This window comes from Streptomyces camponoticapitis, assembly GCF_014646115.1.
Lineage (GTDB): Bacteria > Actinomycetota > Actinomycetes > Streptomycetales > Streptomycetaceae > Streptomyces > Streptomyces camponoticapitis.
In genome coordinates, this window is sequence record NZ_BMMV01000021.1 from 42,369 (window position 1) to 54,034 (window position 11,666).

An 11,666-nucleotide genomic window follows, 5' to 3' on the forward strand; every position below is an offset into this window, starting at 1 on the left:
GCCAATGCCGCCGCCGGCAGTGGTACCGACAACGGTCCCGTCGACGATCCCGATGCCCCCGGTGCCGACGGCACGTTCAGCGGCCTACTGACCTTCCTGGCGCCCGGCAAGCTGCTGGTCGGCGAACGTGCCTTCTGGGTCGCCGTGGACACCGAGATCATCGGCGGCGACATCTGCGGAGATCCCGAAACGCCGGAAGCCGAGAAGTGCACCCCGGACGACCTCGACGCCGCCGCGAAGAACGGCAACCTGAACGTCGAGGTGACCATCAAGAAGGGCAGCGCCGAACGGGTCCACCAGGCCTCGTAACCACGGGCCGGGCGGCCGCACCAGGCACGGCCTTCCGCAGGGACTCCCCCGCGCCGGTGGAGCAGGCTGTCAGCTGGACGGAACTGGCCGGGGGCTGCGGCCGGCACCGTCGCGCCGCTCGCCAGCGCACCGCTGACCAGGACACCAGCGATGCGGTAGACGCGCCGCACACCAACCCGCACAACCGACCTGCCCACCACCGCGATGACGGGCTACGCAGGGCAAACACGGAGAAGGTGCCCGACGGGTCCCCGTTCAGCGTGACTGTCCATGCTCAGGGCATCACGCCCTGCCGCACCCAGGTTTTTCGTTGTCCAGCTCTGATCGGACGTTGAAGGGGTGGACCTGCTGTCGACAACGATGACCACGCGCTGGCGTGCCGCCCGAACTGCCCAGTTCGGTCATGTCCGGGCGGCTACGCCCCGGCCGGGTCTCACAGTTCGCACGAGCCGCTGTCGATGTGAAGGTAACGGCCCCTGACCCAGCGGCACAGCCGGACGCCGACAACGATGCCGACGATCGTGACCAGTGCGGGCAGATAACCGCTGGCCACCTGGATGATCGGGATCGCCGGGCAGCCACCGGAGATCGCCCAGCCCGTTCCGAACAGTACTGCGCCGGGGATCACTCCGGCGTGTATGCGCCCTGGGGTGCGACGGACCTTGAGCAGAGCGAACACGCAGACGATGATCACGACTGCTCCGCCGAACGACAGGAGCATCCGCAGGTCCTGGAAAGTGAACATGCGGCTCAGCTCGATGTAGTCACCGAAGCCGATGCTGGTGACGGTGAAGCCGAGCGCCAACCCGGTGACGATGTTGGCCAGCAGGATTCCGCCCCGGGTACGCATCAGATCACCTTCCACAGGAGGAAGGACACGGCGACGGCGGTGCCGAAGAACGTCGCCGTCGCCACAATGCTGACGGGGTCGCGCCGGCCACAGCCGTTGAGCCCGTGGCCGGAACTGCAACCACCGGCAAGTCGGGTGCCGAAGCCGACCAGCACGCCTCCCGTGAACAGCAGGGCGATCATGCCGACCGGGCTGGCCGTGACCAGGTCCCGGAAGCCCGGCCCCATGTCGAGGCGGAGTTCGAACCGTCCGGAGGCGAGGGAAGCGATCAGACCACCGAGGAAAATCGATATCAGCAGGGCGGCCTGAGTGACCAGCGGGGCCGGGCGCCGACGCGTGACCACCGGGTCCGCAGCCGCCGACGGTTCCACAGGTGCCACAGGTGACTGATGCCGTGGGGCTGGTTCGGCCGGGAGGGCGGCGAAATGGTCAGCGCTGGCCTCGACGAGTGCCGCGGTGAGAGCGCGTTCGTCGGTGAACTTCTCCTCCGCCTTCTCGTGTTCGCGTTCGCGCCGCCAGTGCAGCACGCGGTCCCACGCGCCCGAGACGCCGAAGGACCGATCGGTGGCGAGGGTGTAACCGATGGTCAGAGCGGCAAGCCCAAGGGCCCCCGCCCACCAGGGCCAGTAGGCATTCATGCGGAGCCTTTCATCCACTTGACGAACCGGCTCCAGGCGCCTTCGGAGCCGTGCTCCCGTGAGCCGGGCCGGCCCGCGAGGTCGGGCGACTGTCGAACGGAGGTGGTCGACATGGACGGATTGGAGGGGGACGCGGCGGAATCCGTGAAGTCGATGTAGCGTGCCGTTTTTCCGTTGGGCAGCAGGGCAATCGGCACGTGTTCAGCGGTGAGCGACACCTTGTAGCGCGCACAGTTGCGCCACTCGTGTTCGCTGTCGCAATAGGAGTCCCGCCAGCCCTGCAGACTCGACCTGAGGTGGGGGAAAAGGGGGCATATGGTCGCGTGTAAGCAACTCACGCTTTCTCCTTTCCGACGTGAACCGCCCGCGCGTGGGGGGCAGTTGTCGTCGGATGCAGCTGTTCGTGCCTGTTGCATCGTCACCAAGCTTGTGAAGCCAAGCGTTGGTGCAACGGCACAGGCAATGGGCGCCCGCGATCGGGGAAGAGGCTCGGGTTCGACGGTTGGGGGGAAGGATTCTGAGGGGGGACGCAGCACGGACACGCGGCTGCGATCGGGGGTGCGCTTCACCCTAGCGGGGGATGAAGCAATGCTCACGGCTTTGTGGATCAGCTCCTCCGGAGGACACGGCGAAAGGCCTACCTTCCCGAGTGAGTGATCGTCAAGTCACCGCGTAAGACCGCGTTATGACGAGGCGTCACGGCGTGCTCGTGGTCAGCGCAGTCAACGAAGACGGCACCACCGAGGCCGGTTTCCTGGTCGACGAGATCGTCCGCCAGAGTGCTCGGCGGATGCTGACCGCCGCACTGGAGGCAGCGGCGGAACACTGCACAGGCGAGCTCGCCTGATCAGCGGTTTATCCAGTCCGGCACCCATACGTCGTCCGGGGTGCGCGGCCCCGAAGTACGCAGATGGTCGCGTAGCGCGGACAGCACGGGGTGCTGGTCCCCGGCCCGGGACAACAGCACGTGCGTGTACACCGGGGTCGGTTCGCGCAACGGGATGCGCCTCAGGTCGTGGGTCTGGGGCCACAGGTACCGGTCACCACTGCCGACGAGGGTGGCCAGCGAGGCCGAGTCGGCCAGCGCGTCCATCAGTGCCTCGTCACCGAAGTTGGGGCCGAGCGCGTCGATGCTCAGACCAAAGGCCTCGGACAGCGCCTGGTAGAACTCCGCCCACTCCGTGCCTGGCCTGATCCCGGGGATCCAGATGCGGTGGCCGGCCAGGTCCGCAGGCCTGGCCCAAGGCGCGTTCGCCAAGGGGTGGCCGGGCCCGACCAAGAGCTCCAGGGGTGCGTCCAGGAGTCGTTCGGCGCTGATCCCGGCTGGAACCTGATCCACCGGCAGGGCACGGAACGACGCGTCGACGGTTCCTTCGAGCACCGCTTGGGCGGCCTGGGCGGCGTTCTCGTTGTTCAGTGTGACCGCGTCCAGGCTCATCTCGGGGTGGGAGCGGTAGAACTGGTAGACGGCCTGGGCCGGAGCGATGCGCCGGTTGAGGACGTCGACGCGCAGGGGCCGGCTCCCCGGCCGTACGGCCTGCTCGGCCTCCTCGAAGGCTGCGAGGACCTTCTTGGCGTGCGGCAGGAAGAGCTGCCCGTCCAGGTTCAGCCGGGAGCCTCGCGAGGTTCGTACCAGGAGCGTGACCTTGACGTGCCTCTCAAGGGTCGCGATCCGCTTGGAGACCGCCTGCTGGCTGATCCCGAGTTCGTCCGCCGCTATCTGGAACTGGCCGGTCTCGGCGACGGCCACGAACGTCCGCAGAGCTTCAACATCCACGTCTTCAACCTACTTCCACAACGAACAGTTGTGTCCGGTGGGTCGGGCGGTTGTTTGATCACTCGCTCTTCAGGTGGTGGGATCGTCGCATGTCAACCCACACAGAGCAGATCATGTATGTCCAGACGCCCGAGTTCGCGCGGCACGCGGAGCGAATCGTAGAGGTGACCGACGCGACGTCCCGGCTGAACGTGCTGCCATTCAGCGACAGCAAAGGCCGAGCAGAACTACTTTCTGTTGTGTTCGGTGGCCCGCTCCCGGAGTCGGTGACGATCTACCCGCCGTTCTTCACCGAGTACGGGCTGAACACGACGTTCGGAGAGAACGTCTTCGTCAACCAGGGATGCACCTTCATGGACAAGGGCGGGATCCGCATCGGCGACGGTGTCATGATCGCCCCGAAGGTCAGCCTGATCAGCGGGGGGCACCCTCTGCCGCTCGCCGAGCGTCGCGAGTATCTCTCCTTCGCCCCGATCGTCATCGAGGACGACGTCTGGATCGGGACGTCTGCGGTGATCTTGCAGGGAGTGACCATCGGTGCCGGAGCGGTGGTCGCTGCCGGAGCGGTGGTCAGTCGTGATGTTCCTGCCCGCACCCTGGTCGCGGGAGTCCCCGCCCGGGTGATCAAGACGATCGACTGAGCCAGTCCGGTCCACCAGCCCGAGGTAGGCGGCACATCCTCGGTCTGATCTCGATGCCCCGTCACGCACGGCTGACCGACCAGCAGCGGGACCTCATCCACCCGTTGTCACCGAGCGGAGCCGGCCGGCGAGGCCGAACGTGGGCCGACCACCGCCGTATCGCGGAGGCGTTCGCCTACCGATACCGCACCGGTATCCCGTGGCGAAACCTCCCGACAGCGTCCGGCCAGGGCCGCCCTCTGGCCCTCGTCGTGACACCCGGGCAGGGTCCAGTGCCTCGGTGACCTTTCGATCCGATCTGCGACCTCGGTCGGCCCCCAGCGGTAGCGAGCGTGCTGTTCCACCGCCGGGCAACGGCGAGTTGCGATGCCTGCTCGCCGAGCGCGCCGGGCCAGACATCGGAGGCGAACGGCCTGTTGGCCGTGAGCTCCGAGTGTCCGGGAGTTCGCGGCCAGCAGTGTCTCCTAGCGGGTGGCGACCCGGTGGTCGTCCTTGACATAGGGGAGGAAGAAGTCCCTGACGTCCTCCGCGAGCAGGTCCGGCACCTCCATGGCGGCGAAGTGGCCGCCTCGCTCGAACTCCGACCAATGCCTGATGTCGTACAGTCGCTCGGCCAGCGGTCGCACCGACTGCGTGATGTCGTGCGCGAACACCGCCACGCCAACTGGTACCGGGCACGGCTCGATCCGCCGCGGAGCCTCGTGGTGCAGCCGCGCCGAGGAAGCCGCGGTGGCTGTCAGCCAGTAGAGCGAGATGTCGGTGAGCATGCGCTCGTCACTGATTGGCGAGCGGGGGTCGGTCCACTGTGCGAAGCGCTCGGCGATCCAGGCCAGCTGGCCGACCGGCGAGTCGGTCAGCGCGTAGCCGATGGTCTGCGGGGTGAGGGCCTGCAGAGCCTGGTACGGCGGACGGTTCGCCATCAGCTGCCTGACCTTGTCCAGCCGGGCTTCATCCGTTTCGGACAGTTCGATGTCGGTGTCCGGGGCCGGCCGGGTCGGCAGGTAGTTGACGTGCACCCCGACGACTTGCTCGGGTGCCACCGCGCCGAGCGCCGTCGAGATGCCCGAGCCGAAGTCGCCGCCCTGCGCTCCGTAGCGCTCGTACCCGAGACGGCGCATGAGCTCGGCCCAGGCCCGCGCGACCCGGACCATATCCCAGCCGCGCTCGTGTGTCGGTCCGGAGAAGCCGTAACCGGGGATGGACGGGATCACCAGGTGGAAGTCGCGCGACAGTGGTTCGATCACGTCGAGGAACTCCAGGAACGAACCGGGCCAGCCGTGAGTGAGGATCAGCGCGAGTGCGTCCGGTTTCGAAGACCGGACATGGACGAAGTGGATGTTCTGGCCGTCGATCTCGGTGGTGAAGTGCGCAAGCTCGTTGAGCTTGGCCTCGTGCTTCCGCCAGTCGTAGCCGGTGCGCCAGTACTCGGCCAGCTCCTTGAGCCGCGCCAGCGGGAAGCCGTAGTCCCATCCGGCGTCTGCGACCTCGTTGGGCCAGCGGGTGCGGGAGAGTCGATCGGTCAGGTCGTCGAGGTCGGCCTGGGGGATGTCGATGCGGAACGGCTTGATCATGATCTCAACTCCAGGGGCTTCATTTGGCGTCCAAGCGTTCGGACGGCCGACGTTTCGGCACACCAAATCGTTTGTCACACTAACGTTCCTCTTGTCGGCGACGATAGTTTGTTCGTGGGACTAACGCAACGTACGATCGCGGCATGAGCAACAGCACGCCCGACATGGCGAGCTCGACCGACCGCCTGGCCACGGCCGCGCGGCTGCGGAATCTGGGGACCCGGCTTCTGTCACTGGCCGCGATCCAGTCGGATCGTCTGGTGAACGAGGAGTTGGTGCGCGCGGGCGCCCGCAAGTGGCATTACGCGGTGCTCGCCACGCTGGACGAGTTCGGACCCGCGAGCCAGGCGGAGCTGAGTCGCCGTACGGGGATCTACCGCAGCGACATGGTTTCGGTGATCAACGAGCTGGCCGATCGCGGACTGGTGGAACGCTCCCCCAACCCCGCCGATCGCCGGCAGAACGTCATCGCTGTCACCAAGCAGGGGCACCGGCATCTACTGAAGCTGGACAAACTGCTTGCCGGGGTGGAAAACGAGGTGCTCGCGCCACTGACCCCGCCGGAACGCGAGCAGTTGGCCCGACTCCTCACCGCCCTCGTGGATCGCCACGGCCAGAACATGTGAGCAAGCCGCGCCCTCTCACCCGGATCGAGGCAGCGCACGTACGCATCGCTGCGCGCTTCCATGCGTACGCAGCTGCGTACACCCATCCGTACACCGCATCCGCACCCTCCACCGGCGTGGGGGCGGTGCGCCCGCACCGCCCGCATCGCTCCGGCCCAGGCGCGCGGGCTCACGTTCGGGGTACGGCACCGGTCAGCGGCCCGGCATTTGTCCGGCCCCCCAACCGCTGACCCAACGGCTGTAGCGCGGGGGCCCAGCCCCTGGCCGGGGTCGGCGGCATCAACATGGAGCCGGCCCACGGCACCGGGTCCGGTGGACCCTGAGCTGACGGACGGCCCCACGCGCGAGGGCACATACCTCGACGCCACCCCTCAGCGAGCACCGGTAGGCCGACGCGCGAGCGCACGATCCACTGCTCGCGCTCTTACTCGCCTGGGCCGCACCGGCATCGCCCCTCCCGCCGGGAGGGCATCCGCGCTTCGGCCGTCTCGGACCGCGCGAGTACAGGGGCCCAGAGCCCAGCGTGACGACCGGTCATATATGACCGGTCTCCTGGCCTGTTCCCTCAGCCGTGAAAACAGCATCGTTGCCGAGCCGGCGCCCTCGCCGGGCACGTCACACGAAGGAGACGCCCGGATGGGATCCACACTGCCTCGCTGCCTTCGCTCCACAGGCTCGATACTCGCGGCCTTGGCGCTTGCCGGTCTCACCGGACCGGTCGCCCGGGCCGACACACCCGTGATCCCCGATTTCACCGACGGTTTCGGCCTGACACAGGTCCCCGACGCGACCGAGGTGCGCTCCACCAGCGACTTCACGATCACCGTGACCACACCGCAGGTGTCTGGCCCGCACAAGATCCGCATCTTCCTGCCCGGCGAATACGCTGCTGACCCGGACAAGCGCTGGCCCGTGACGTACTTCTTGCACGGGGGAGGCGGCAGCGTGGACGACGCGGCCGCCGCCCCTGCCCTGCGCTCCGACGACATGATCACCGTCGTCCCGGACGGGGGCCTCAAGGGCTGGTACGCGAACTGGCTGGTGCAGAACACCGCGGTGGGAAGCGCCAATTGGGAGACCTTCCACCTCAAGCAGGTCGTCCCCTTCATCGATGCCAACCTGCGCACCGTTCCCGACCGCGCTCACCGGGCAGTCGCCGGTCTGTCCATGGGCGGATCCGGCGCGCTGCACTACGCCCAAGCCCGTCCCGACCTGTTCGGCCACACCGCCTCGCTGTCCGGCGGGATCGACTTCGGCATGGCGGAGATCCGCGCGGCCGTCCTGGCAACGGAGCTCAACCTGACGGGCGCCTGGTGCGCGGTGGGCAACTCCTCCAGCTCCTCCGGCACCGGTACGTGCACCGGCTACGGCCCGTACGTCGACAGCGACGCCATCTTCGGCTCCCCGTATCCCATCCTGGGCGCCGACCGCATCTGGAACGCCTACGATCCCGCGGCTTCGGCCAGCCTGTCCAAGCTCGCCGACACGAAGGTCACGCTCTATACCGGCGACCAGGGCGTGATCGACACCAACACCGCCACGGCCGCCGACACCGTCGAGGCTCGTCTGGACCAGCTCGGCATTCCCAGCCGCCTCGTCAACTACGGCAACGGGGCATCCCTCTCCCCCAGTTGCGACGGCGGCCACAACTACGCCTGCTGGGCCCCTGCGTTCGCCGACTACATCCCACGCCTGGAAGCCGCCTTCGAAGCAGCAACAACCAACTGACACCTCAGCGACCATCACCGAGGAGAAAACAGCATGACGGTTCAACGCAACAGGACGAAACACACCGTGGCCATCGGCGCCGCATGCGCGACGATGCTGACGCTGTGGAGCCCGGCGGCGCACGCTCGGACAGCCGAGGAAGACCACCCCGCCACGCTCGCGGCGCTTACGGCATTCCACGCGGCCGCAGGCCCGGGTGCGGCGATCCACGCCGGAGACGGCGACGAATCCTGGACGCTGTCCGCCGGCACGGGCACCATCAATACCGACCGGCCCATCAAGTCAGATGAGCACTTCCGCATCGGCAGCCAGACCAAGACCTTCACCGCCGCGGTGGTGCTGCAACTGGTCGACGAGGGCACGGTCTCGCTGGACGCGCCCATCGCTGACTACCTGCCGGGTGTCGTCACAGGCAACGGCTACGACGGCACCCGTATCACCGTGCGCCATCTACTCCAACACACCAGCGGCCTCGCGGTATACAACCCGGATCCCGCCATCGTGGCGCCCATACCCAATCCGGACGGTACATACGACCTGGCTGAGTCGGTGCGCAAGGGGCTGAGCCGTGCTCCCGTCTCCGCTCCCGGCGCCGGCTTCACGTACTCCAACAACAACTATCTTGTCCTCGGCATGCTCATCGAGAGGATGACAGGGAAACCGGTTCACGAGGCCATCACCAGCCGCGTCATCGAACCGCTCGGCCTGAGCCGAACCGTCTTCCCCGCCCCCGGCAACCGCACCCTGCCCACTCCGGCAGCCAACGGCTACCACGGCGTACGGGTCGGAACCTTCTACCTCTGGACCCCGGCCCTCACCTACGACCCGTCCCTTTACAGCAGCATGGGGGCGATGATCTCGACGCTCGAGGACCTCACCTCCTTCTACCAGGCACTGACCGCGGGCAGGGTCGTCTCAGCCGCGAGCCTGGCCGAGATGGAGAAGGTGTGGGAAGCCGAGCCCGGCACCGGCGGTGGCGTCGGCCTTGGTCTCGGCAAGTACAAGCTGTCCTGCGACACCGTGGCCTGGGGCCACAACGGCGCGGTACCCGGCTACTTCTCGCAGACCCTGGTCACGAAGGACGGCCGGCACGCATCCGTCGTGACCAACGTACTGTTCCAGCTCAACAGGCCGGACAGCCAGCTTCTCGAACTCCTGGACACAGCACTGTGCGAGGACGTGTCAGAGCGCTCCTGACCCCGCGTCCGCCCTGGCAGCACAGGGTGGCGGCCACCGCCCACAGATCACGACCACCGATGAATCACCGTTGAGAACCTCGGTCCCGGCCATCACAAGCCGGGGCCGATGTGTTCGTGTGGGCGGGCTGCGAATTGAGCCCTCCAACTCTCCCGCTTGCCCGACCCCCGACGCCGCGCTGCTCCAGTGTCATAGGCGGCATCCGGTTACCGCCGTAGACCTCATCGCCAGCAACCCACGCGGCCTGGTGGCCGGCGTCCGAGAACCGGGCGATCATGCGGGGGGCCACCTCCGGCTTGATGGCGAAGCTCGGGTGCCGCTCTCCCTTGCCCTGGCGGACGCACCGGCGGCCAGCTGCGACACCCACGTAGCGGTGCGAGTCCGGCCGCAGAGGGGACTCATCAAGGTGCGTCTCTTCGTCCAGCCGCAACCTGAGGACGCCGATGGAGCCGACCCGACGTTCGACACGGTCTTCGATGGTTCACTACTACTGCCGGACGGCCGCCTCGCAATCGGCGACGTCGAGCAACTGACCCGCTTCGTACACCGGGTGGGAGACCGCGGCGAGCACCGAGTCCAGGTCGCGGTGGACTCCCCAGGCGCAAACGCCCACGCCATCGACATTACGATCGCCCGAAGCCGCACCTGAGCTCGGACGAGATTCAGCACACCAAGATCGCGATCTACAGCTGGAGTTCTAAGCGCCGTCATATCTCGGGCTTCTGGCTCAGCTTTCGTGCAGTGGCCACGGTGAGTGACGGCTGAGTGTCTCCGGACGTCGTACGAAGTCGCGCGCAAATGTCGGTCCAAGGCCTTGGAAAACGTTGCACTCCGGCTGAAGACGCTGTTGTTCCTGGCGATCGCGGACATCGCGGTGCTGTCGGTGGACGCGGCATCTGTCGGTCCTCGATCTTCGCGACTCGCGCCAAGTTCAGTCACTACCATCGGCTTAGTCAGGCCAAGTCAGCGCGGACGGAGGACCGAGTGCAGCAGATCGGACCCAGGGTCGGCATGCGGCTGATCCACATCACCCATAGTGAGCACACCAGTTCAGCCACCTACCACCACTACCGGATTCAAACCGCTTGGGTCGACCGACCACCCGAGGGGGCCCGGCTCGGGTACCTGCGGTGCGCCAGCTGCGGTGACATGGTCGGGTTCCGGTTACAAAGTGAGAGCCGCGCGAAGGCACGCCAGCGGTGGTTGCTCGCTACCGCGCTTATCGCGCCAGCAGTGGTTGCCATGCTTATCGTGCTTACGGTGACGATCGGTGAAGAGGGAAATAGACCTCTCACCGTCCTGTCCGCCAGTCTTATATCATTTGTAATGATTTTGTCGATCGGTGCACTCCTCGGCGAGGACGGCGTGACGCTCGCCCGCCGGAATAGCGGCGTCCACCACTTCCAGCCACTCAACCCGCGCCTTGCACGGTCCAAGCCGCACGAGAGCGACTGGCCTGTCCGTGCGGAAATCGTCTTCCCCGACTCAGATCCGCTCGACTACGCCTCAGACCCATTCGCGCCTTGAGCGCCGAACCCGTCACCGAACCAGATCACCGGATGACACCGTGAGCGAACCGGCCTGGATCCCCGTCGCTTCGCCTCCGCGGCTGCCACACTCGAAGCCGCCCGTCGCAGTCGCCTGAGTGACCGTGTGCACACCTACCCGGCCTTCGCCCGGCCTCGCCCCAGGTCGCCCAGGCGGCCGTGTCTCACGGGCCGAGGAAGTCCCTGACCTCGGCGAGCAGTTGGCCCCGCCCGTACCGTTCCCGTTCCAGGTGCGGGTAGTGCGACGCCCCGCGCAGGGTCCGTACGCGTACGGCGCCCGCCCCGGTCAGATGCAGCGCCAGCCGCTCGCTGTCCTCCGGGCGGGACCAGAAGTCCTGGTCACCGCGACGGCGGCGTCGATGTCGGCGACCGCCTCGTTGGACCTCACCTGGGGCGGATGGGCAGCGGGGTCCTGGGTCATCGCGGGTGGCAGGTCGGAGCGGCCGAAGGCCGCGGACGTCCATGACGTAGACGGCGTATCCCGCGCGCGGAGGGCTCAGGTCATCTCGAGGATGGCGCCGACCGCAACGACCACAGCAGCAATCGAGCCGACGGCCATCCAGACGACGGCTGAGCGGTGCCACCACGGCGGAGCGGGGGCAGGTTGCGCCGTCGGTGCTGTCCGGTCCCCGAGCGGGAGGGAAAAGACGATGGATCAGCCATGGGTTCAGGATCGGGGGTCATACCGCCGCATTCCAACGACATCAGGTCGCCGGACCGTAGCAGCCACCACTGACATTGCTGCTTGCACTCAGGTCCCGGTGGTCGTGGCTCCGCCACCG

General features: G+C 67.2%; 13 protein-coding genes. 8 read left to right on the plus strand and 5 right to left on the minus strand.

Features of this window, described 5'->3' with window-relative positions; all coding sequences use genetic code 11:
* The first annotated feature begins 144 nt into the window (after window positions 1–144).
* Window positions 145–309 carry a hypothetical protein gene (locus IEY79_RS27165; protein WP_189110261.1) on the plus strand — a complete coding sequence of 55 codons (165 nt, stop codon included), beginning with the start codon at window positions 145–147 and terminating at the stop codon, window positions 307–309.
* 433 nt (window positions 310–742) lie between these two features.
* Here IEY79_RS27165 and IEY79_RS27170 read toward each other — a convergent pair whose 3' ends face one another.
* Window positions 743–1,159 carry a YeeE/YedE thiosulfate transporter family protein gene (locus IEY79_RS27170; RefSeq protein ID WP_189110262.1) on the minus strand — a complete coding sequence of 139 codons (417 nt, stop codon included), beginning with the start codon at window positions 1,157–1,159 and terminating at the stop codon, window positions 743–745.
* Entirely contained in the window at window positions 1,159–1,797 is a 639-nt protein-coding gene (locus IEY79_RS27175) for a YeeE/YedE family protein (RefSeq protein ID WP_189110263.1), read from the minus strand. Before IEY79_RS27175 ends, IEY79_RS27170 begins: the two co-directional genes overlap by 1 nt.
* Before the next feature lie 685 nt (window positions 1,798–2,482).
* On the opposite strand from IEY79_RS27175, the gene IEY79_RS27180 reads away from it, so the two are divergent.
* Window positions 2,483–2,644 carry a hypothetical protein gene (locus tag IEY79_RS27180; RefSeq protein WP_189110360.1) on the plus strand — a complete coding sequence of 54 codons (162 nt, stop codon included), beginning with the start codon at window positions 2,483–2,485 and terminating at the stop codon, window positions 2,642–2,644.
* Here IEY79_RS27180 and IEY79_RS27185 read toward each other — a convergent pair whose 3' ends face one another.
* Complete coding sequence (locus IEY79_RS27185; RefSeq protein ID WP_189110264.1) at window positions 2,645–3,574, minus strand: LysR family transcriptional regulator; 930 nt, start codon at window positions 3,572–3,574, stop codon at window positions 2,645–2,647. It lies immediately after the preceding gene.
* A gap of 113 nt (window positions 3,575–3,687) precedes the next feature.
* On the opposite strand from IEY79_RS27185, the gene IEY79_RS27190 reads away from it, so the two are divergent.
* Complete coding sequence (locus tag IEY79_RS27190; protein ID WP_189110343.1) at window positions 3,688–4,215, plus strand: sugar O-acetyltransferase; 528 nt, start codon at window positions 3,688–3,690, stop codon at window positions 4,213–4,215.
* A gap of 53 nt (window positions 4,216–4,268) precedes the next feature.
* Window positions 4,269–4,499, plus strand: coding sequence for a transposase (locus IEY79_RS38060; RefSeq protein WP_268240609.1), 231 nt, complete (start codon window positions 4,269–4,271; stop codon window positions 4,497–4,499).
* 180 nt (window positions 4,500–4,679) lie between these two features.
* Here the strand turns inward: IEY79_RS38060 and IEY79_RS27200 are convergent, their stop codons facing one another.
* The gene (locus IEY79_RS27200; RefSeq protein WP_189110265.1) at window positions 4,680–5,786 is read right to left on the minus strand and encodes an epoxide hydrolase family protein; all 1,107 of its coding nucleotides are present in this window, start codon (window positions 5,784–5,786) and stop codon (window positions 4,680–4,682) included.
* Between the two features lie 143 nt (window positions 5,787–5,929).
* Here IEY79_RS27200 and IEY79_RS27205 point away from each other — a divergent pair, with 143 nt between their 5' ends.
* The 3 genes from IEY79_RS27205 (at window position 5,930) to IEY79_RS27215 (ending at window position 9,337) form a co-directional block, all read left to right on the plus strand.
* On the plus strand, window positions 5,930–6,412 hold the full coding sequence (locus IEY79_RS27205) for a MarR family winged helix-turn-helix transcriptional regulator (protein ID WP_189110266.1): 483 nt from the start codon (window positions 5,930–5,932) through the stop codon (window positions 6,410–6,412).
* A 636-nt stretch (window positions 6,413–7,048) separates the two neighbouring features.
* Entirely contained in the window at window positions 7,049–8,140 is a 1,092-nt protein-coding gene (locus tag IEY79_RS27210) for an alpha/beta hydrolase (RefSeq protein ID WP_189110267.1), read from the plus strand.
* Window positions 8,141–8,206: 66 nt separating this feature from the next.
* Window positions 8,207–9,337, plus strand: a complete 1,131-nt coding sequence (locus tag IEY79_RS27215; protein ID WP_229701164.1) for a serine hydrolase domain-containing protein — start codon at window positions 8,207–8,209, stop codon at window positions 9,335–9,337.
* 487 nt (window positions 9,338–9,824) lie between these two features.
* Here IEY79_RS27215 and IEY79_RS38065 read toward each other — a convergent pair whose 3' ends face one another.
* Window positions 9,825–9,950: a hypothetical protein gene (locus IEY79_RS38065; RefSeq protein ID WP_268240610.1), complete on the minus strand. Its 126-nt coding sequence runs from the start codon at window positions 9,948–9,950 to the stop codon at window positions 9,825–9,827.
* Window positions 9,951–10,321: 371 nt separating this feature from the next.
* Here IEY79_RS38065 and IEY79_RS27220 point away from each other — a divergent pair, with 371 nt between their 5' ends.
* Window positions 10,322–10,864: a hypothetical protein gene (locus IEY79_RS27220; RefSeq protein WP_189110269.1), complete on the plus strand. Its 543-nt coding sequence runs from the start codon at window positions 10,322–10,324 to the stop codon at window positions 10,862–10,864.
* Window positions 10,865–11,666: the final 802 nt, after the last annotated feature.

Coding starts and splice junctions, on each gene's coding strand:
- IEY79_RS27170 (WP_189110262.1), bottom strand. CDS start 1,159: ATGCGTACCCGGGGCGGAATCCTGCTGGCCAACATCGTCACCGGGTTG.
- IEY79_RS27175 (WP_189110263.1), bottom strand. CDS start 1,797: ATGAATGCCTACTGGCCCTGGTGGGCGGGGGCCCTTGGGCTTGCCGCT.
- IEY79_RS27180 (WP_189110360.1), top strand. CDS start 2,483: ATGACGAGGCGTCACGGCGTGCTCGTGGTCAGCGCAGTCAACGAAGAC.
- IEY79_RS27190 (WP_189110343.1), top strand. CDS start 3,688: ATGTATGTCCAGACGCCCGAGTTCGCGCGGCACGCGGAGCGAATCGTA.
- IEY79_RS38060 (WP_268240609.1), top strand. CDS start 4,269: ATGCCCCGTCACGCACGGCTGACCGACCAGCAGCGGGACCTCATCCAC.
- IEY79_RS27200 (WP_189110265.1), bottom strand. CDS start 5,786: ATGATCAAGCCGTTCCGCATCGACATCCCCCAGGCCGACCTCGACGAC.
- IEY79_RS27205 (WP_189110266.1), top strand. CDS start 5,930: ATGAGCAACAGCACGCCCGACATGGCGAGCTCGACCGACCGCCTGGCC.
- IEY79_RS27210 (WP_189110267.1), top strand. CDS start 7,049: ATGGGATCCACACTGCCTCGCTGCCTTCGCTCCACAGGCTCGATACTC.